This window comes from Halorubrum trapanicum (genome assembly GCF_017873555.1).
Taxonomy (GTDB): Archaea; Halobacteriota; Halobacteria; order Halobacteriales; family Haloferacaceae; genus Halorubrum; species Halorubrum trapanicum.
The window spans coordinates 84,217-104,024 of record NZ_JAGGKE010000004.1 but is presented as its reverse complement, the minus strand read 5'-3'; the positions used below and the strand labels follow the sequence as shown (position 1 = coordinate 104,024).

General features: G+C 69.0%; 20 protein-coding genes and 1 pseudogene. 10 read left to right on the top strand and 11 right to left on the bottom strand.

Annotated features, from left to right (window positions below; all coding sequences use genetic code 11):
• Positions 1 to 130: 130 nt before the first annotated feature.
• Entirely contained in the window at positions 131 to 832 is a 702-nt protein-coding gene (locus J2744_RS06510) for a V-type ATP synthase subunit D (protein ID WP_209545855.1), read from the top strand.
• Positions 833 to 953: 121 nt separating this feature from the next.
• On the top strand, positions 954 to 1,343 hold the full coding sequence (locus J2744_RS06505; RefSeq protein ID WP_209545854.1) for a DUF6276 family protein: 390 nt from the start codon (positions 954 to 956) through the stop codon (positions 1,341 to 1,343).
• A 545-nt stretch (positions 1,344 to 1,888) separates the two neighbouring features.
• On the opposite strand, the gene J2744_RS06500 is transcribed toward J2744_RS06505, so the two are convergent.
• The 3 genes from J2744_RS06500 to J2744_RS06490 form a co-directional block, all read right to left on the bottom strand.
• A complete protein-coding gene (locus J2744_RS06500; protein WP_209545852.1) occupies positions 1,889 to 2,245 on the bottom strand; it encodes a hypothetical protein in 357 nt (118 codons plus the stop codon).
• Between the two features lie 58 nt (positions 2,246 to 2,303).
• Positions 2,304 to 3,809 (bottom strand): stage II sporulation protein M, encoded by a 1,506-nt coding sequence (locus J2744_RS06495; protein WP_209545851.1) that lies wholly within the window; start codon positions 3,807 to 3,809, stop codon positions 2,304 to 2,306.
• A gap of 91 nt (positions 3,810 to 3,900) precedes the next feature.
• Positions 3,901 to 6,840 carry a DEAD/DEAH box helicase gene (locus tag J2744_RS06490; protein ID WP_209545850.1) on the bottom strand — a complete coding sequence of 980 codons (2,940 nt, stop codon included), beginning with the start codon at positions 6,838 to 6,840 and terminating at the stop codon, positions 3,901 to 3,903.
• 135 nt (positions 6,841 to 6,975) lie between these two features.
• On the opposite strand from J2744_RS06490, the gene J2744_RS06485 reads away from it, so the two are divergent.
• Positions 6,976 to 7,368 (top strand): hypothetical protein, encoded by a 393-nt coding sequence (locus tag J2744_RS06485; RefSeq protein ID WP_209545848.1) that lies wholly within the window; start codon positions 6,976 to 6,978, stop codon positions 7,366 to 7,368.
• Between the two features lie 434 nt (positions 7,369 to 7,802).
• Here J2744_RS06485 and kynU read toward each other — a convergent pair whose 3' ends face one another.
• From kynU to J2744_RS06465, 4 genes and pseudogenes are all read right to left on the bottom strand, one after another.
• On the bottom strand, positions 7,803 to 9,212 hold the full coding sequence (gene kynU, locus J2744_RS06480; protein ID WP_209545847.1) for a kynureninase: 1,410 nt from the start codon (positions 9,210 to 9,212) through the stop codon (positions 7,803 to 7,805).
• 71 nt (positions 9,213 to 9,283) lie between these two features.
• Complete coding sequence (gene leuS / locus J2744_RS06475; RefSeq protein WP_209545845.1) at positions 9,284 to 11,968, bottom strand: leucine--tRNA ligase; 2,685 nt, start codon at positions 11,966 to 11,968, stop codon at positions 9,284 to 9,286.
• A gap of 107 nt (positions 11,969 to 12,075) precedes the next feature.
• Complete coding sequence (locus J2744_RS06470; RefSeq protein WP_209545843.1) at positions 12,076 to 13,299, bottom strand: RNA-guided endonuclease InsQ/TnpB family protein; 1,224 nt, start codon at positions 13,297 to 13,299, stop codon at positions 12,076 to 12,078.
• 181 nt (positions 13,300 to 13,480) lie between these two features.
• A pseudogene (locus tag J2744_RS06465) lies at positions 13,481 to 13,819 on the bottom strand (hypothetical protein); the annotation flags it as partial.
• Positions 13,820 to 13,906: 87 nt separating this feature from the next.
• Between J2744_RS06465 and J2744_RS06460 the strand changes: the two are divergent.
• Entirely contained in the window at positions 13,907 to 14,299 is a 393-nt protein-coding gene (locus J2744_RS06460) for a hypothetical protein (protein ID WP_209545841.1), read from the top strand.
• A 6-nt stretch (positions 14,300 to 14,305) separates the two neighbouring features.
• Here J2744_RS06460 and hisE read toward each other — a convergent pair whose 3' ends face one another.
• The 3 genes from hisE to J2744_RS06445 form a co-directional block, all read right to left on the bottom strand.
• Entirely contained in the window at positions 14,306 to 14,665 is a 360-nt protein-coding gene (hisE, locus tag J2744_RS06455; protein WP_321169792.1) for a phosphoribosyl-ATP diphosphatase, read from the bottom strand.
• Positions 14,662 to 15,255 (bottom strand): pyridoxal 5'-phosphate synthase glutaminase subunit PdxT, encoded by a 594-nt coding sequence (gene pdxT, locus J2744_RS06450; protein WP_209545839.1) that lies wholly within the window; start codon positions 15,253 to 15,255, stop codon positions 14,662 to 14,664. The genes hisE and pdxT overlap by 4 nt, the downstream gene beginning before the upstream one ends.
• Before the next feature lie 97 nt (positions 15,256 to 15,352).
• Positions 15,353 to 15,514: a preprotein translocase subunit Sec61beta gene (locus J2744_RS06445; RefSeq protein ID WP_209545836.1), complete on the bottom strand. Its 162-nt coding sequence runs from the start codon at positions 15,512 to 15,514 to the stop codon at positions 15,353 to 15,355.
• A 153-nt stretch (positions 15,515 to 15,667) separates the two neighbouring features.
• Between J2744_RS06445 and J2744_RS06440 the strand changes: the two genes are divergently transcribed.
• Both J2744_RS06440 and J2744_RS06435 read left to right on the top strand, forming a co-directional pair.
• Positions 15,668 to 15,937, top strand: a complete 270-nt coding sequence (locus J2744_RS06440) for a thioredoxin family protein (RefSeq protein WP_006111654.1) — start codon at positions 15,668 to 15,670, stop codon at positions 15,935 to 15,937.
• A gap of 84 nt (positions 15,938 to 16,021) precedes the next feature.
• The gene (locus J2744_RS06435; protein ID WP_048078454.1) at positions 16,022 to 16,171 is read left to right on the top strand and encodes a 50S ribosomal protein L40e; all 150 of its coding nucleotides are present in this window, start codon (positions 16,022 to 16,024) and stop codon (positions 16,169 to 16,171) included.
• Between the two features lie 243 nt (positions 16,172 to 16,414).
• Here the strand turns inward: J2744_RS06435 and J2744_RS06430 are convergent, their stop codons facing one another.
• A complete protein-coding gene (locus J2744_RS06430; protein ID WP_209545834.1) occupies positions 16,415 to 17,056 on the bottom strand; it encodes an MBL fold metallo-hydrolase in 642 nt (213 codons plus the stop codon).
• 143 nt (positions 17,057 to 17,199) lie between these two features.
• Between J2744_RS06430 and J2744_RS06425 the strand changes: the two genes are divergently transcribed.
• The 4 genes from J2744_RS06425 (at position 17,200) to J2744_RS06410 (ending at position 19,790) form a co-directional block, all read left to right on the top strand.
• Positions 17,200 to 17,382 carry a DUF5786 family protein gene (locus tag J2744_RS06425; protein WP_007995123.1) on the top strand — a complete coding sequence of 61 codons (183 nt, stop codon included), beginning with the start codon at positions 17,200 to 17,202 and terminating at the stop codon, positions 17,380 to 17,382.
• A complete protein-coding gene (locus J2744_RS06420; RefSeq protein ID WP_209545832.1) occupies positions 17,383 to 17,970 on the top strand; it encodes an endonuclease dU in 588 nt (195 codons plus the stop codon). It abuts the gene before it with no gap.
• Positions 17,971 to 18,020: 50 nt separating this feature from the next.
• Positions 18,021 to 18,656, top strand: coding sequence for a uracil-DNA glycosylase (locus J2744_RS06415; protein WP_209545830.1), 636 nt, complete (start codon positions 18,021 to 18,023; stop codon positions 18,654 to 18,656).
• A 96-nt stretch (positions 18,657 to 18,752) separates the two neighbouring features.
• On the top strand, positions 18,753 to 19,790 hold the full coding sequence (locus tag J2744_RS06410; protein WP_209545828.1) for a PhnD/SsuA/transferrin family substrate-binding protein: 1,038 nt from the start codon (positions 18,753 to 18,755) through the stop codon (positions 19,788 to 19,790).
• Positions 19,791 to 19,808 lie beyond the last annotated feature (18 nt).

Below are 19,808 nucleotides of genomic sequence, written 5' to 3'. Positions count from 1 at the left end.
TCACTTTTCGCCGCGCGTCGCACGCTCGTCCGGTAGCGGCGGCGTCACCGGTATCAGTTCGTCGACGAGGCCCGCCGAACCGACGCGTCTGAAAAGATTTACCCGCCTCGGAGCGGAACCTTCCCCCAAGATGGCCAAGGACGTCAAACCGACGCGCAAGAACCTGATGGCGATCGAGGACCGCATCGAGCTCTCCGAGCGCGGTCACGACACGCTCGAACAGAAGCGCGACGGACTCATCATGGAGTTCATGGACATCCTCGACCAGGCGCAGGACGTCCGGTCCGAGGTCTCCGAGAACTACGACACGGCCCAGCGTAAGATCGATATGGCCCGCGCGATGGAGGGCGACGTCGCCGTCCGCGGCGCGGCCGCGGCGCTGAAGGAACACCCCGAGATCACGACGCAGTCGAAGAACATCATGGGCGTCGTGGTCCCGCAGATCGAGTCCTCGAAGGTCCAGAAGAGTCTCGACGAGCGGGGCTACGGGCTGCTCGGCTCCTCGGCGCGGATCGACGAGGCGGCCGACGCCTACGAGCAGCTGCTCGAATCGATCATCCTCGCCGCCGAGGTCGAGACGGCGATGAAGAAGATGCTCACGGAGATCGAGACCACGAAGCGCCGCGTGAACGCTCTGGAGTTCACGCTGCTCCCGACCCTCTACGAGAATCAGGAGTACATCGAGCAGAAGCTCGAAGAGCAGGAGCGCGAGGAGATCTTCCGCATGAAGAAGATCAAAGCGAAGAAGGAGGAAGAGGAGGCCGCCGAGGAGGCCGAGGCGGCCGCGGAGGTCGCGGCCGCGGAGACCGAGGAACCGGAGCCCGCCGACTGACGACTCGCCGCGCGTCGGCCGTCCTCTCTCTGCGATCTCTTCGATCGTCGGTCCCCGCTCGCGGTGTTTTCACCCACCTAAGACGGTCGTTTTTAAGTTCCGAGCGGCGCCTCTTCCACACATGTCCTGTCCTCACTGCGACGCCGACACGGTCGCGTTCGCCGTGCCGCCCGCGCTCCGCGAGCACGCCCCGGCCGACGCGGCCGCGATCTGTACCCGGTGTCTGCGCGTCGTCGCGGCCGCCGAGGCGGGGGTGGTGGGTGGGGTGTCCGAGGATCCCGACCTGTCCGCGGTCGATCCCGCGTTCCCGAACGGCGAGGCCGGGATCGCGCTGGCGCTCTGCTGTGGCAAGCTGGAGTCGTTCGCGCTCAACCGCGCGTCGATCGAGGCGCTGGTCCGCCACGCGGAGGGTGCGGGCGCGGACGCGTTCGCCTTCTTCGAGCGACTCGACGCGCCCGACGCCGCGTTCGACTTGGGCCGCCGGCGAGCGGCGCTCCGCGACGCGATTTAGGACTTCTCGGACCGATCGCTTTCGTCGAACGGTGACGCCGGCGGTGGTCACTTATAAATGACTGGTCGTGGATCGGCGGCGAACATCGCCAAATCCCCACCCGCTCGCTCATAATTGGCTGCTACTAGATTGACGAATGACACCGCCAAAGCCCCAGCCGCGAGGCCGGCGCAGACGACGTAAGCACCGCAGCGAGTGAGCGGAGCGAACGAGCGAGGAGCGCAACGAGTGTGCGCCGGCCTCGCGACTGCCCCTTTGAGTCCCGCCCCGCTCCGCACGGCACCTCACACCTCCCCAGCCTCGTCGCTGGCACCCTCCGCTTCGCTCCGGGAGCCAGCGACTCCCTCGCGCGTGCTGTCGCCGGCGCTACGCGCCGGCTTCCCGAGGGACCGAAGGTCCCTCGCGGCTCGGCCGCAAGGCGGCCTCGCAGGCACGCGCCGACCCACCGCTATTTATAAATAACTGACGCCACCGCTCTCGGGTATTTAAATATCGCATCGGTCGCCGCCGTCTCCGTGCTGACCGGAATCCGTCCAGTCGTCCCGTCAGCGGTCGACGCCGTCCGGGTCGTCCCACTCGTCGTCCGCGTCTTCATCGCCGTCGTCCGCCTCCGTTCCCGCCGGGCCGAGCCGTTTTTCCCCCTGCCGCGACTCGTGGACGGCGAAGCCGCCGGTCCGGTCGTCGTCGCCGCCGGCGTACGGATCGGTCTCCGGGTCGTAGTCGAGTTCGTCGCGCTCGAAGACGTACGCGAGGAAGCCGAACAGCGGGACGGCAAAGGAGATCAGCGCCCACTTTCGCGGATTCATTCCGTGCTTGGGCGCGTCGACGTACGCGTAGGCGGCGAAGCCGACGAGCCACGCGAGCGGGACGCCGACGAGGATGACGGCGACGAGCGGCTCCATACCGTCGCTTCGGGTACGTGGTAATAAGGCTGCGGGCGGGCGACCGCTCGGGTGCGGCCTAGAGGAACAGCTGCCAGTAGTACGGGCTGACGAACCCCTCGATGACGGCGGCGACGCCGATCAGGATCCCGAGCCCGACGGTCACCCAGAAGGCGGTCTCGACGGCGTCGGCGAAGCGCTCGCGGCTCGCGCGGCCGCGGAACGCCCGCCACGAGACGACGCCGAGGTGGATCCCGAGCGCGCCCGAGACGACGAGCGCGGGGATCTCGAAGATCCCGTGCGGGATCACGAACGCGACGAGCACCGGGAGGTTCTGCTCCAAGGCGGCGGTGGCGCCGAGCGCGAGACCGTTGAACGCGAGCGACGAGAGCGCGGGGACGACGAGACCGACCCCGGAGAAGGCGGTCGCGATCGCGACCCCCCAGTTGTTTCCGAAGTACGTCAGCGTCGCCACGGGCGGGATCTGTCCGGCGATCCGCCCCTCGATCGAGGCCGGGATCGTCTCGGCGAAGGGCGCGGCGGCCAGCCAGCCGACCGCGCCGAACCCGATCGCGATCGCGACCGCGAGCGCGTGGTGGCCCGGCGTCGACCGAACGAACCCGCCGAGTTCTCGCCACCCGCGCCGGAGACCGCCGACGAGCTGCGTCCTGACGCCGGTCTCGGGCGGCGAGACGGGGTCGACCGTCCCGCGGTAGTCGCCGTAGAGGACGGTCTTCAACAGGTCGAGCGCGGGCGCGACGACGACCGCGCTCGCGAGCGCGACGACGGCGCCGCCGCCGAGGAACGCGACGCCGGAGGCGACGGACGCGACGGCGACCAGCGCGCCGATCGCGACCACGAGGTACGCGGCGGCGTCGACCGGGTTCGACCGCACGAAGCCGCCCGCGCCCTCGACGGCTCCGACCACGCCGGCGTCGTCGACGACGACGGCCACCGGCGCGAACGCGAAGAGGATTCGAACGAGCACGAGGGCGACGAACCCGACGAGCAGGGCGGCGACCGCCACCGCGGCCCCGAGGAACGGGTTCGCGAGGAACGCCGCGCCGACCGCGATCGACCCGAGCGCGACGACGCCGATCCAGAGGAGCAGCTCGGCGACGTACAGCCCGAGGAACGTGAGCCAGCGGGACCGAGCGCCCGCGATCCCCCCGACGAGTCCGCGCTCGTCGCGGAGGCTCGCGATCACCGCCGAGAGCTGGCCGGCCGAGACGACGGCGTACACGAGGATCGAGAGGAGAACCGTGACGAGCACGCCGGCGGTGAACAGGATCCCGACGGTCTGCGTCAGCAACGGCTCGAACGCGGGGGCCAACCCCTCTGCCCACGCCTGAAGCGCCTCCGGGTCCTGCGTCTCCGGCGGCGGTTCGATCCCGCCCAGCGCGTCGCGGGCGGCCGCGAGCCGCCCGGTGAGTTCGAGGTGGACGTAGATTCCCGCGAGCGCGGCGAACACGCCGAGCCGGGAGATCACCGGTACCGCGGTACCGAGGAAGTAAAAGGGGAGGAGGTCGGCGGGGCGTCGACGGAGGGTCGCTGTCGTGGCCGTGACGGCGGCGGAGAGGTCCATGCCGCCCGGTTCGTTCGTCCGGTACTTAAAAACGGGAGTCTCTGCGAGTCGGTCTCGGCCCGGGCGCGAGCCGATTCGACCGCGGCGCGAGTCAGTCCCAGAACGACTGCGTGCGCGCGTACTCGCGCTCCTGCCGGAGCACGTCGCGGTAGAACTCCTCTTCGTCCTCGCGGAGCTTGTTGATGATCCGCGCGGCGTTGTGGGGACCGACGCCGCGGGCGGCCAAGGCGATCACCGCCCGCTTCCCGTGGGTCTGGACGAGGCTCGCGGCGCGGTGGGCGCGCTCGGTGCGACGCTCCTGCTCGTCGTCCTTCTCGGTCGCGCGGACCGCGGCGACCGTCTCGTCGTCCCACGGGTTGAGCGCCGCGATCCGGGTCGAGCCGCACTCGGGGCACTCGGGCTGGTCGCGGACGCGACGAACTTTCGTCGTGTGTTTCCAGTCCGCGCAGTGGAGACAGAAGAGTATCACGCGGTCCTCCTGAATCCGCTCTCTGACCGTCTCGATCACGTCCGCGTCGGCGTTGTCGGGCACGAGGAACTCCGTGCCGGCGGAGCGCCCCGCGGTGCCGAGCGGGGTGCGCTCGCGGGCGATCTCGACCCCCACGGAGTCGTCTTGGACCGCCGCGAGCAGATCCGCGGTCTCCGGCACCGCGAGGTCGGCGTGGAACACCTCGCGGAGCGCCTCGTCGTAGACGGGCGTGTCCTCCAGCGCCGCGAGCAGGCGGTCGCCGCCGAACCGGCCTCGCCCCTCCTTGTACCGCTTTACTGCGCCGAACTTCGCGGCGACCTGCGCGAGCGTGAACTTCAGCGCGTCCGACTTCTTGACGGCGAGTTCGAGGTACGCCTCCATGCGCTCGGGGTCGGTCGTCTCCAGCACCTCCCGGAACGTTCCGGGGTCGACGCCGTGCGGGACCTCGAACTCGATCCGGTACGGGTCGACGTCCATCCCCACCGACGAGCCGGCGCGCTGTCCGACGAGCGCCGCGAGCAGCCGCGCGAGCGTCTCGTTGACCTCGTGGCCGAAGGCGGCGTTGACCGCGACGGTGCGCGCGCTCCCCTCGATGACGACCCGCTCGTCGGTCGGGACCGGGTGGCCGGCCTCGACGTGGTCGACGACGGGCTTCAGGGCGGCCGCGACCGTCTCCCGGTCCGTCGGGTACCGCTCTGCGAGGTCGCCCGCGACCGCATCCGGCGTGGAGCCGGCCGCCAAGGCGGCCGCGGCCTCGCCGCGTATTCGGCCCACTTCCTCCGCGACGGGCTTCGGGACGGGAATCTCCTGCCCGACCCACGAGGGCACCTCGCCGGTGGGGTCGGGGATCGGCGTCACGTTCACGCGCTCCTCCTCCTCGTCGATCTCCGTAATCCGCCACATCTCGCCGCGCTGGACGAACGTCTCGCCCGGCCCGGCGAAGTTGACGACGAACTGCTCGTCGAGGGTGCCGATACCGCGCCGCGAGGACATGTCGTACACCTCGTAGGTGGACTCGTCGGGGATCATCGAGAGGTTCGCGTAGAAGTACTGCCACGTGCCCCCCGACTTCTCGAGGGTGTCCGTCTCCTCGTCGAGCCACAGCAGGCGGTTGCCGTCGAGTTCGCGGACGACCTCCTGGAACCGCGGCTCCGAGAGGTCCCTGAACGGGTAGGCGTTCGTGACCGTCTCGTACGCCTCGCGGGCGTGAACGTCGCCCTCGTCCATCACGATCCCGACGACCTGGTTGGCGACCGTGTCGAGGCTGCCGTGGTGGATGTTCGCCGGCTCGACCAGCTCCTCCCCCGCGCGGCGCGCGATGGCCAGCGCTTCGAGCGTGTCGTCGCCCCCCTGCGCCACGACGGTCCCCTCGGAGACCAGGTCGCGGCGGTGGCCCGCGCGCCCGACGCGTTGGAGCAGGCGGGCGACCTCGCGGGGACTCCCGTACTGGACCACGTGGTCGACGCGCCCCACGTCGATCCCAAGCTCCATCGAGGAGGTGCAGACCAGGCCGTCCAGATCGCCCGACTTGAACCGGTCCTCCACGTCGATCCGGACCTCCTTCGAGAGCGAGCCGTGGTGGAGTTCGATCTCGGTGGGGGTGGTGTCGTTCTCGCCGTTCTGGTCCCCGCTCGCCGCCTCCCGTTCCTTCTCGGCGAGCGTCTTGAACCGCGAGCCGAGCGCCTCCGCAGTCTGTCGCGTGTTGACGAAGATCAGTGTCGACTCGTTCTCGGCGACGATCTCGCGGATCGTCCGCACGTGGCTCGCCGTCGTCTCGTCGACCGCGAGCTCGCCGGCGAGGGTCGTGTCGCGGTCGGTGATTTCCGGATCGAGGACGCGCACGTCCGTCCGAGTCCCGGCCGCGACCTCGACCGTCTCGAACGCGCGGTCGCCGGGGCGGTCGGGGTCGCGCTTCCCCGTCCCGACGAGGAACCGGCCGACCTCCTCTGGGTCGCCGACCGTCGCGGAGAGACCGACGCGCTGGAACGGGCCGGCGACGCGGCGGAGCCGCTCCATGCCGACCGTGAGCTGGACGCCGCGCTTCGCCGAGGCGAGCTCGTGGACCTCGTCGATCACGACGTGCGCGACGTCTTCGAGCGCGGCGCGCATCTTCGAGCCGGTGAGGATCGCCTGGAGGCTCTCCGGCGTCGTGATCAGCACGTCCGGCGGGTCGTCGGCCTGTTTCGACCGCTCGTACTGGGTGGTGTCGCCGTGGCGCACCGCGACCTCGACGCCGAGGCGATCGCCCCACCACTCCAGCCGGTCCATCATGTCGCGGTTGAGCGCGCGGAGCGGGGTGATGTAGATCGCGGAGATGCCCTCGCGGGGCTGGTCGCCGGGCGAGTTCCGGGCGTCGACGACCGCGTCGAAGACCGGGAGCATCGCGGTCTCCGTCTTCCCGGTGCCGGTCGGGGCTAAGACGAGGGCGTTTTTCCCGTCGGCGAGCGGCGGGATCGCTTCGCGCTGGGGTTCCGTGGGCGTGGTGAACCCTCGGTCCGAGAGCGCCTCGCGGAGCTCGCTCCCGAGGTGCGCGAACGCGTCCATCCCCGACGGTTCCGACATTACGTGATCGCCGGAGCTTGGGCGTTCGGGCGATTAAGCCCGTCGTTGTGCGAGGTCGGCCGTAGGATGTTCCGCGGTTGTTTTGGAAAGATACTGCGCGGAAAATGTTTCAACGACGGCCGATCTACTGCCCGTGTGCCCTCCCCGTTCCGCGTGTTCGAGACGTGGTTCGCGTTGCTGTTGACCGTCGGCACCCTCGCGAGGATAACCGCCGGTGCGGCGTCGTCGCTCTCGAGGTCCGCCGAGATACTGGTCGGTCCCCTCCTCGCGCTCTGCGTCGCGGTCGGACTCCTCTGGCGGGACCCGGACCTGAACGTCGGACGGCTCTGGCGGGTCGGGTTCACCGCGTACGCCGTCGGCATCGCGATCGCGGTTGTCGGGATCTTCGGCGGCTGGCTGGCCGCGTACGACCGGTACGTGTTCCCGGTCGCCGTCGGAATCGCGCTTCTCATGGAACCCGTCTACGAGTCGGGCGTCCTGCCCACGGACGCGATTCCGGACTTCATAAGCGAGTATCAGGGTCGGTAGAAGCGTATTCCGACTCCTGTTCGATCTGTCCGCGGCGACGAACACCGCCAAAGCCCCAGCCGTTCGGTACTACGTATCTGGCTTCTCTGCGGTGAATACCTCCAAAGCCCCAGCCGGGAGGGCGCCGGACGCTCGCTGTGCTCCTCACTCAGTCGCTCGCGTTGCTCGCTCCTTCGTTGCGGTGCTTGCGTCGCCTCCGGCGCCCTCCCGGCTGCCCCTTTGAGTCCCGCCCCGCACAGCACCGCGCCTCACGCCTCCCCAGCCTCGTCAGTCGCCGTCGCTTCGCTCCGGCGACTGACTCCCTCGCACCGTCGTCGCCGGCGCTACGCGCCGGCTGCCAGAGGGACCTTCGGTCCCTCGCGGTTCGCGGCCCTTCGGGCCGCTCACCGGGGCGCGCCACCGCAGTTCGGTTTATAAATAATCGTTCGCACCGATCACGTCACGCCGCCCTCGCTCGTCGCGTACGCCTCGTGTGCGCCCGAATCGAGGATCGCCTCGACCTCGTCGACGACCGCCAGCACGTCGGCGAAGGAGGTGTAGGGCGCCGCGGGGCAGACGCGCACCACGTTCGGCTGTCGGAAGTCGACGACGACGCCGCGGTCGGTGAGCGCCTCGCTCAGCCGCTCGGCGTCCGGGTGTTCGAGCGCGACGTGGCCGCCGCGGGCGTCGCGGTCGCGGGGGGTCCCGACCGACACCTCGGGGAGTCGGTCGTCGACGAGCGCGATCAGGAAGTCGGTGAGCGCGAGCGACTTCTCTCGGAGGCGCCGGATCCCGGCCTCGCGCAGGAGTTCGGCGGAGCCTTCCAGCGGCGCGGCCGCGAGCAGCGGCGGCGTCCCGATCTGCCACGCGCCCGCCGAGTCGGCCGGGGTGTATTCCATGTTCATCTCGAACTGCGTTTCCTTCTCGTGGCCCCACCACCCCGCCAGCGCGGGCGTCAGTCCGTGGTGGCGCTCCGCGACGAACAGCGCGCCGATCGAGCCGGGACCCGCGTTGAGGTACTTGTACGTGCACCACACCGCGAAGTCGACGCCAGTCGCGTCGAACTCGTGGGGCACGGCCCCCGCGGAGTGGGCCGCGTCGAAGCCGGCGTACGCGCCCGCCTCGTGGGCGGCCGCGGCGATCCGTTCCACGTCGAACAGTTGACCCGACCGGTACAGCGCGGTCGGCATGAAGACGATCCCGATATCGTCGTGTGCGGCCAGCGCGGCCTCGACGTCTCGTGGGTCGATCGTCCGCCCGTCGCGGCTCGGAACGCCCCGGAGCTTCTCGTCGGGGTCGATCCCGCGCCCGCGGAGCTGCGCCCGGATCGCGTAGTGGTCGGAGGGGAAGTCGAGCTCGTTGACGAGGACGGCGGGGTCGGCGTCGGGGTCCCCGTCCGGCGCCCACTCCCCGTTCGCGGCCGCGACCCCCTCACGCTCCGGGCCGCTCCCGGCCAGCAGCTCGTCGAGGAAGGTGCCGACCAGCGTGTGGATGTTCACCGTGATCGAGTTGCCGACGACCACCTCGTCCGGCTCCGCGCCCACGAGCGGCGCGAGCGCGTCGCCCAGCCGCTCGCCGACCTCGAACCACGGCGGGTCGGCGTCGGTCCAGCCCGAGATCAGCAGGTCGCGCCACTCCTCGACCACGCGGTCGAGGCTCGCGAGGGCGGCGTCGCTCGCGGGACCGAGCGAGTTACCGTCCATGTAGAGCACGCCGTCCGGGATCCGGTACCGGTCCGCGAACCCGGAGAGCGGATCGTTCTCGTCGAGGCGAGCGGCGAGAACGGCGGGGTCGGCGTCGGCCGCGCCGCCGGTCAGGTCGTCACCGGCGAGCGCGTCCCGCGCGGGGGCGTACGGATCGTCCATACCGGAGGGCGCCGCCCCGGCGACTAAGCGTTTCCGGGGTCGGGCAGTAATTTAAAACGTCCGACCGAGCGCTACTCGACGATGTCGATGGCGGGGCGTCCCGGCTCGGCCTTGCTGACCACGTCCTCGTCGGCGTCCGCGGCGCGCTCGACGCGCACCGGCGCGTCGAATTCCCGTTCGATCAGCCACGCGGCCGCGCGTAAGGCGTCGTACTCGGCGTCGCCGCCGAGCGTCTCCCGTAACGCCTCGCGGTTCGCCTGGAGGTCCTGCCCGTACGAGGCGGCGGCGTCCCCCTGCTCGCGGATGTGTGACTCGGCCATCAGCTCGGAGATCAGGTTGTCGGCGTCGCTGTCGATCGCGATCGCCAGCGCGTCGTACTTCCAGTCGGGCGCGACGACCACGTCGATCCGCTCGGGGTCGTCGATGCCGGCGACGTCGATGATGTCGCGCACGTCCTCGCGGGTGTTGGTCACCAGCCGGCGGCGACGCTCGACGGTGTCGCGGTCCACCGTCGCGGTCGGCCACTCGGCCTCGGCGACGAACCCGTCCCGACCGAGCGTCTCCCACAGCTCCTCGGCGAGGTGGGGCGCGACCGGCGCGAGCAGGCGGACCGCGACGTCGACCCCGTGCTCGAAGACGGCCGGATGCGGGTCGGCGTACTCCCGGTAGCTCCGGAGCGTGCGGACCAGCTCCTGCGCCTCGCGGAGCGCGACGTTGAACGTGAGATCGTCGTACTCCGCGCCCGCGATGGCGACCGCGGCGTCGGTCTCGTCGGCGACGTAGTCGTCGATGGTGTCGCGGTCGGCGGTCTCCGCGTCGCCGTCCCCGGCGAGCGCCACGTCGCCCGCGGCGAACGCCTCGACGAGGTCGTTGAGGCGGGTCAAAAAGCGGTGGGTGGACCGGACGCCCTCCTCGGACCAGTCGAAGTCGCGCTCGGGCTGGGCGGCCTCCATCATGAACAGCCGCGCGGTGTCGGCCCCGTGCTCGTCGACGATCCGCTGGGGCGAGACGACGTTCCCCTTCGATTTCGACATCTTCTCGCCCTCCAGCTGGACCATCCCCTGCGCCAGCAGGTTCGTGAACGGCTCGCGGTGCTGTAACCCCTCCTCGTCGGCCAGCACCTTCGTGAAGAAGCGCGAGTACAGCAGGTGCATCACGGCGTGTTCGATGCCGCCCACGTACTGGTCGACCGGCATCCAGTCGTTCGCGCGGTCGAGTTCGAAGGGGGCGTCCTCGAGGTCCGGCGAGACGTACCGCAGGAAGTACCACGAGGAGTCGACGAACGTGTCCATCGTGTCCGTCTCGCGGGTCGCCGGCCCGCCGCACTCCGGACAGGTCGTCGCCTGCCACTCGTCGGCGGCGTCCAGCGGGTTCCCCGTCGTGTTGATGAACTCCGGCAGCTCGACGGGCAGGTCCTCGTCGGGCACCGGCACCGCGCCGCAGTCGTCGCAGTTCACGATCGGGATCGGCGTCCCCCAGTAGCGCTGGCGGGAGATGCCCCAGTCGCGCAGGCGGTACTGGGTCGCCTCGCTCGCGCCGTCGGTGTCGGCCGTGATCGCCTCTCTCGCGGTCTCGCTGTCGAGACCGGTGTACTCGCCGGAGCCGATCACGACGCCGTCCTCGGTGAACGCCGCCTCCTCGACGTCGGGGGCGTCGGGGACCGTCTCGCCGTCCCAGCCGTCCGGTTCCGGCGCGATCACGGGGCGGATCTCGACGTCCTTCTTCGTCGCGAACGCGTGGTCGCGTTCGTCGTGGGCCGGGACCGCCATCAGCGCGCCCGTCCCCACGTCGGAGAGGACGAAGTCCGCGACGTAGACGGGGATCTCCTCGCCCGTGACGGGATTCGTGGCCGACAGATCGGTCGCGACGCCGTTCGGCTCGTCACCGTCGGGGTCGGCCTCCTCCTCGACGAACCGCCGGACGTCGGGGTCGTCCTCCGCCAGCTCCTCGGCGATCGGGTGGTCGGGCGCGATCGCGAAGAACGTCGCGCCGAAGATCGTGTCGATCCGGGTCGTGAACGCCTCGACGGGGCCGTACCCCTCGACGTCGAAGGACAGCTCCGTGCCGTGTTGGCGGCCGATCCAGTTGCGCTGCATCTGGCGGACGGAGTCGGGCCACCCCTCCAGCCCGTCTATCGCCTCCAGCAGCTCGTCGGCGTACTCCGTTATCTTCAGGAACCACTGGTCCAGCTCGCGGGTCTCGACGGGGGTGTCACAGCGCCAGCACAGCTCGTCGTCGCCCTCGACCTGCTCGTCGGCGAGGACGGTCTCACAGGAGGGACACCAGTTCACCTCGGCGTCGCGGCGCTCGACGAGACCGGCCTCGTGGAAGCGGCGGAACAGCCACTGGTTCCACCGGTAGTACTCGGGGGTACAGGTGGTGACCTCGCGGTCCCAGTCGTAGCCGAACCCCATCGACTTCATCTGCCCTCGCATCGTGTCGATGCAGTCGAACGTCCAGTCGCGGGGGTTGGTGTCGCGCTCCTTCGCGGCGTTTTCGGCGGGCAGGCCGAACGCGTCCCACCCCATCGGGTGGAGCACGTCGTCGCCGCGCATCCGCCGATAGCGGGCGTACGCGTCCGTGATCGTGTAGTTGCGGACGTGGCCCATGTGGAGCTTCCCGGACGGGTACGGGTACATCCCGAGGACGTACGTCGGGTCCTCGGCGTCGTCCGGGACGTGGTACACGTCGGCGTCGTCCCACGCCTCCTGCCAGCGTTCTTCGACCGTCGCGTGGTCGTATCCCTCCTGAGACATCTGCTTATAGGTGCGTGGTCGATTCGGCGCCCTATAGCTTTCCATCCGTTGGTGCGCGATCACCTACACCCGGCGTAAACACCGGGGTTTGTCAGTGAACTCCCGGTCTACCCGCGTGATACGGTGGGCGTGAAATCGCCGCTCCCATTCACTGTTCCTGACTTCAGGGCAAGGTGATTGGTTGCCCCTCCGGAACCAGACTTACGCCGATTCCGGAGATACCGCGCTGCTATGTTTCGCGCCGCGTTGTAGTCGCTGTGTAGCTCTTTGCCGCACTTCTGACACACAAACTCATCGCCGTCGCGGTTATCCTCATGTGTGAACCCACACTCGGAATGACTACACTGCTGGCTTGTGTAGGCTGGATTCACCACTTCAACAGTGATTCCTTCAGCTTTCGCCTTGTAGGTTATCTTCCGCGATAGCTCTCGAAACGCCCACTGCTGGAACTTTGAGAGATCTGACATCCGCTCTCGGATATTCTCTAAGTCTTCCAGTACAATCGTTTCACACCCGTTGGCGACAGCCTCAGTAACTACCTCTTTCGACACATGGTGTAGATAGTTCTCGCTCCAATTGGCGAAGCGATCACCAATCGACTGGATTGTGAGATGGGCTGATCGCGTTCCGGTCTGTTGTAGGTTGCGGCGTCGGCGTTCGTATTCGCGGCGTTTGTGGTTCAATAGGTCTGCGTTACCGATGAACGCACCGGAGCTGGTCACAGCGAGATACCCGTCCACGTTGCGATCTACGCCAAGGACTGTTCGGCCCTCGGCTTCTTCCTGCGTGTCGTCACGTTCCTGCTTGACTGAGACGTGGAGGTAGTAGGTATCTGTCTGCTGGTCGTATCGGAGCTTCGCCCCCTGTTTATCCCATTCGTCTGATTCCATGTACTCAGTCTGAATGGAATCGTCTGGATAGACGTATTCGGCTTTTATACGACCACTGCCGTAGGCGGCAAGCGTACAATACCCATCAAAATAGCTGATTGCACTGGTATTGTAAACAGTCGTGTTCGACGTGAACACCGGCTTGGAAACTTTCTCACCCTCTTTCATGCGGTCAACGACGCCACGGAGTGCATCGGCGGCATGGTTGACCGCAGCAACACAGAGGTCAGAGTGCAATCCGGTTTCATCTCGGATGTCGTCGTAGAGGTATGGTTGAAGCTGGGAGCGAGAGGTAATCACGTACCCGTCGTTGTTGCCCTCCCATCCTCGATCAGCGAACCGCTGGGCGGCGTTCCTGAAGGTATCCATTGTTTCCTCCAGGTCGTCTCGGCGGCCGTTGGGAACGGAGAGTTTCACGACAGCGGTACGTTGAACCTCCATCTACACATCACATGTGGTGCTATGTATTTATACAAATTGGGGAGTTGGTTAGGATAGTGTTTTGCGGTTGGGTGTTACTCATGGCGCGATTCCCGCCCGCCGTGAACGGCGGGACTCCCTCGCTGTATTAGGTGGCACACGCTCGGCGAGGGTGACGCCGGCGACGACAGCCGAGCCGGGACTACAGCTTGTCGGCGTTCCGCGCCTGTTCGACGCGCTTCGTCGCCTGCTCGACCCGCTTCCCGGTCGCGTTCGCGAGTCCGGGCGGAAGCCCCTCTCGCGCGGCGGCGAGCCGCTCTTCGATCCGGGCGATCCGGTCGAGCACGTTCGCGAGCTGTCGCTCCGTGCCCTCGGCGTCGCCCTCCCGGGCGCGCTCCTCGGCCCGCCTCGCTTGGTCGACCGCGGCCGCGAGGGCCCGTTCCAGCCCGTTGACCGCGTTCGACGGGCCGCCGCCCGAGCCGCCTCCTCCGGACCCGCCGCTCCCGCTCCCCCCGCCGGAGTCGTCGTCATCGCCGTCGCCGCCGTCGCCCTCGGTCGCCGGCTCTCGGGTACCGGACGCCTCGTCCACGGGAGAAGGTATTTGCGCCCGGCAGCCCGACCCCGAGGCATGGACGGAACGAAGGCCCTCTACTACGGCGCGGTCGCGCTCGTGATCCTGATCGGGATCAGCGTCGTACTGTCCGTGATCTCTGCGATCATCGGGCTCGCCACCGCGGTGATATCCGGGATCGTCACGCTCGCCGTTCTCGTCGGGATCGGCTACGTCGCGTACAAGGCCGGCTCGTGGCTCCTCGGCGACGACGACTCCGCGTCGCTCGATTCGATCGGTACGGGGTCGTCGTCGACGTCGGTCGACGCCGGAAGCAGTCGCCAGGACCGCCTCCGGAAGCAGTACGTCGAGGGGCAGATCAGCGAGGCGGAGTTCGAGCGCCGCATCGGCGACGAACTGGAGACGGAGGAGATCGACGACATCGACCGCGAACTCGAACGGGAGCGCTAAGGGGATTTAAAAACGGTCGCGCAGCTCCTCGCGGAGGTCGTCGACGTCGAGGTCCTTCATCGCGAACAGCACGAGCAGGTGGTAGACGAGGTCGGCGCTCTCGTAGGTGAGCTCCTCGCGGTCGTCGTCTTTCGCCGCGAGGATCGCCTCCGTCGTCTCCTCGCCGATCTTCTCTAAGACGGCGTTTTCGCCCTTCTCGTGGGTGAAGAGGGAGGCGGTGTACGACCCTTCGGGAAGCTCCTCCCGCCGCGATTCGATGGTGGCGAACAGCTCGTCGAGGACTGCCTCTGGCGGGACCTCCGGATCCTCGTCGGTCTCGGGGTCGGCCCCCGCCGCCTCGCCGTCGTCCGCGCTCGGATCGCTCACGCGACCACCTCCCGCTCGGGGAAGAAGGCGAGGTCGTGGATCCGCGGGTCGTCGGTGAGTTCCGGGTGGAACGCGGTGGCGACGACGGGGCCGTCCCGGACCGCGACCGGGCGTCCGTCGACCGTCGCGAGCGTCTCGACGCCCGCGCCCACGTCGTCGATGAGCGGCGCGCGGATGAACACGGCGTGGAAGGGGTCGTCGAGTCCGGTCACCGGGATCTTCGCCTCGAAGGAGTCCTTCTGCCGGCCGAAGGCGTTGCGGTCGACGGAGACGTCGACCAAGCCGAGCGCGTCGACACGGTCGTCTTTCGCGTCGGTCGAGCAGACGATGAGTCCGGCACAGGTGGCGAGCACGGGCTTGCCGCTCGCGACGTGGTCGCCGATCTCGGCGGCGATCCCCTCGCGGTGGATCAGCCGCGAGATGGTCGTCGACTCCCCGCCCGGCACGAGGAGGACGTCGCAGTCCGAGACGATCCCCGCCTCCCGGATCTCGACGACCTCCGCGGACTCGTCGTGGGCGGCCGCGGCGTTGCGCACGGCGGCGGCGTGCTCGGCCACGTCGCCCTGAACGGCGATGACGCCTGCTTTCATACGGATCGGTGGGGCGGGCGCGTGGAAAAAGGGCGCGCTACGCGGTCGGTCGGTTCACGGTCGGTTCAGCGGGGAAACGAGGAACCGCGGGGGGACTCTACGCGACGGTTAGCGAGAGGATCTGGACGAACACGCCGAAGAGGACGGAGAACGCGAGGACCGTCTTGGGGTCGATCGCGATGGCGTTCCGGTCCTCGTTCTCGAAGTAGCGGACCAGTCCCGCACTGGACATCAGCCCGCCGGAGTTGGAACCACTCATACCCGTTTCTGCGGGTCGCCGCGTTCTAAACGTTTCGTTCGCTGCTCGGGTCGCGGTGAGCGCCGTCGCCGCGCGGTCGGCCGGTCGCGTGGGGCGCGCGCACGCACGAGTGGGAAACCCTTATGCGCGGGCCGGCGATAGTTGACGCCGACTATGACCGTTCGACTGCTGGATTTCCACGCCGAGTGGTGCGGCCCGTGTAAGACCCAAGACCCCATCCTGGAGGAGATTCAGGAGGACCTCGGCGACGCGTTCGAGCTCCAGAAGGTCGACGTCGACGAGGAGCAGGACGTCGCGAACCAGTACCAGGTCCGCTCGCTCCCGACGCTCATCGTCGAGAACGACGACGGCGTCGTCGACCGCTTCGTCGGCGTCACGCAGCGCGAGGACATCGAGGCCGCCCTCTCCGAAGCGGGCGCTTGACCCCGGTTCTCCCCCAGTAAGCGTTCTCCCGCGGTCGCCGCGGCGTCTCGCAACCTTTTACAGCACCGCACGTCCAGTAGCCGTATGGCCAAATTCGACGCCGCCGAACGCCGCATGCTCGACCGACAGATCTGTATGCGCTGTAACGCCCGCAACGCCTCCGAGGCCGAGCGCTGCCGCAAGTGCGGCTACACCAACCTCCGCCCGAAGGCGACCGAGCGCCGCGCGGCCTAATCCGGTCGGTTCCGGGCCGGCTTCGGCCCTTCTCGCGGACTCTCGTCTCGTCTCGTTTCGACGGCCAGCCGCGCGTGTGCCTCGCTCCTCCCCAGCCTCGGCGGACGGCCCGGCGCGGGCGGGGCCGCGCCGGACCGCCGCCTCCCTCGCGGACCCCTCGCGGCCGCCGGTGGCGGCCGCTCGGGGGCGCGCCGACGTTGGCGGTCGGTCTTCTCGTCTCCCGCCTTTACATTCGGGTCCCGCTTACTCGTCCGGGTACTTCGGCTCGCGGCGCTCGGCGCGTTCCGTCGCGCGCTCGATCACCTCGCGGACGGTGTCCGGTCCGTCGACGGCGCGGTAGACGTCGCCGTGGCCGGGGAACATCGCCGCGGTGGTGTCGGGGAGCCGGTCGAGAATCCCGCGGAGGCTCTCGATCAGGCGCTCGCGCGACTGGCCGGCCATGTCGGTGCGGCCGAACGAGCCGTCGTCGAAGGCGCCGTCGTTGTAGACGACGACGTCGCCGGAGTAGAGCCGCTCCTCGCCGACGAGCGAGACGTGGTCGTCGGCGTGGCCCGGCGTGTAGACGACCTCGCAGGGCTCGTCGCCGACGAGTATCTCGTCGCCGTCCTCGAGCGCGACGTCGCGGTGCGGGTGGTCGGCGTACGCGAACACCCGCGGGTCGAACCGGTCGACCACGGCGTCGAGCTCGCCCACGTGGTCGTGGTGCTGGTGGGTGATCACGAGGCGGTCGAGTCCGCCGACGCCGGCGTCGTCGAGCGCGTCGGCGATTACGTCGTCGACGCCGGGCATCGTTCCCGCGTCGACGAGCGTCGTCGCGTCCCCGACGACGAGGTACGCGTTGCAGGTGAACTCCTCCGCGTCCGCGGTGACGGTGATCGGCTCCATACCCGTACTCGCCCCCCGAGCGACAAAAGGCTACAGCCGCGGCCGCGCGGCCGGCGTTCGGATGCCGCCGCGCGGTCGACGCTCGGATTCCCTCCCCCTCGCCCGTGGATTTATCACTCGTCCCCTGCTAATCTCACACACATATGGGCTTCGGCAGCTACGACGAGTCCGAACAGGAGAATCAGGACCTGGACGCGGACTTCGACGACGACGACGGCGTCCGGGCTGCCCAGGAAACCCATCAGGGGTCCGTCGACTACGAGCCCGGCGCCTCGAACGACGAGCTTCTCGACCGGCTCCAGGAGATCAAGTCCGAGGACGCGTGAGTGACCCCGCCGAGCCGGACGCTCGGCATTGCCTTCTCTGACGCCCGCGACGCCAGCTACGCGGCCGGCGTCGTCGTCCGCGCCGACGGGACTCCGGACGGCTTCGCGTTCGCGCGGTGTACCGTCGGCGGGACGGACGCCACCGACGCGGTCCTCGACTGCTGGCGCGCGCTCGCGCGCGAGGACGTTCGCCACGTCGCCTGCGCGGGCGTCGCGCCGGCCTGGTTCAACCTCCTCGACCTCGACCGCCTCTCCGAGACGCTCGACCGCCCGGTGTACGCCGTGAGCTACGAGGAGAGTCCCGGACTCGAACCGGCGCTCCGCGAGGCGTTCGACGGCGACGCGCTCGCCGACCGTCTCGCGGCGTACCGGTCGCTCCCGGCCCGAGTCGCGGTCGACCCCTCGGACGTGGCCGACGACCCACCGGACACCGACGACCCCCGCTTCGTCCGCGCGGTCGGTATCGACCCCGAGCGCGCCGCCGCGGCTGTCAGGGGACTCACCCGCGACGGCTTCCGGCGCTGCGAGCCGCTCCGGATCGCGTCGCTCGCCGCGAGCGCGCACCGCGAGGCGGCGGCGGGCGAGTGAGCTTCGGATCGACCGACGGGACTTAGACGCCCGCGCCCGGAGCCGTGCGTATGAGCGAACACGGCGGCGACGCCGATTCCCCGCTCGACGAGGACCTCCGGGTGCCGGCCTGCGAGCGGTGCCCGGCGCTGGTCGAGTCCCGGAGCCGGATCGTGGACGGGGTCGGGCCGACGGACGCGGACCTGCTGTTCGTCGGCGAGGGACCGGGCGCGAACGAGGACGAGGAGGGAGAGCCGTTCGTGGGGCGGTCGGGCGACGTCCTCGACGACGCGCTGCAGGACGCCGGACTCGCCCGCGCGGACGTACGGATCACGAACTGCGTGCGGTGCCGACCGCCCGACAACCGGGACCCGACGACGGCGGAGCTGGCGAACTGCCGCGGCCACCTCGAAAGCGAAATCGACCGGCTGGACCCCGAACTGGTGGTGACGCTCGGGAAGGTGCCGAGCGAACACCTCCTCGACCGCTCGGTTGCGATCACTTCGGAGTCGGGCGAGGTGGTCGACGCCAGGCTCGCCGGCGAATCGCGGCGCGTCCTGCTCTCCGTCCACCCGGCGGCGACGCTGTACGACCGGAGCCAGCGCGACGGCTTCTTCGAGACGATCGCTCGGGCCGCCGAGCTGAGCGGCGTCGGGGGACGGTCGGGGGACGGCGGCGACGGCCAGTCGCGGTTGGGCGAGTTCTGATCCGCCGGTCGACCGCCGCTTGGCCACGACGGTCGTTCATGATCTATATAGAAAACATAGAAAACGATTAGTCGTGCGAGCGAAAGTACCGTCTGTATGTCCGACAACAGGTGGTCGGCGAACCGGCGAACGTTTGTCAAAACAGCGGGCGCGGGCGGCGTGGTCGCGCTCGCCGGGTGTTCCGGCGGCGGTGACGGCGGCGACGGCAACAGCTCCAACGGCGGCACCTCCGGCAGCACCGACGACGTGCCGACGGCGCAGTTCGTGTTGAACCCGGCGGAGGCGGACGTCGCCATCGAGGAGCAGTACCAGCCGATGTTCGAGTACCTCGAGTCGGAGGTCGAGGTCGAAATCGAGGCGAGCCGCGCGGAGAGCTACACGGCGACGCTTCAGGCCATCCGCAACGATCAGGGCGAAATCGCCGACATCTCCCCGTCCGCGGTCATCGCCGGCGAGGACATCCTCGACATCGTCGGCATCCGGATCGCGTACGGCGCGGCCCAGTACTTCTCGACGATCACGACGACGCCGGACAGCGGCATCGAGTCGCTCTCCGACCTCGAGGGCGAGCTCATCTACATGGGCGACATCCTCTCGGTGTCCGGGACGCTCGTCCCGCTCACGGTGCTTCAGGACGCCGGGCTGGACATCGGAAACGCCCCCGACGGCGACGCGGGCAACTTCGAGGCGGAGTACTCGGACCACACGACCGCGCGCGAGCAGATGGTCCAGCGCGACGACGTGATGGCCGCGACGACCGGCGCGTTCTCCTCCGCCCCGTACGTGCCCCAAGAGCAGTTCGAGGAGATGTCGCAGGACTTCGTCGACATTTCCGCGGAGTACGACGGCGCCGGAGACGAGATCGAGTCGTCGGGCACCCAGCTCGATCTCCTCGCGGTCTCCGACCCGATCCCGCGCGCGCCGCTCGTGACCCGGTCTAACTGGGACAACTCCGTGAAGGGCGAGATCGAAGAGGCGATCTTGAACGTCGAGGGGGACGACCTCAGCCACGGCGACGACTACGACGGCGAGCCGCTCTGGTTCACCGGCGTTCAGGAGGGGACGATAGACGACTACGAGATGATCCGGACCGTACTCGACGAACTCGGTCTCGAGTTCGAAGACCTTTCGTAAACCCCCCGGAAACATCAT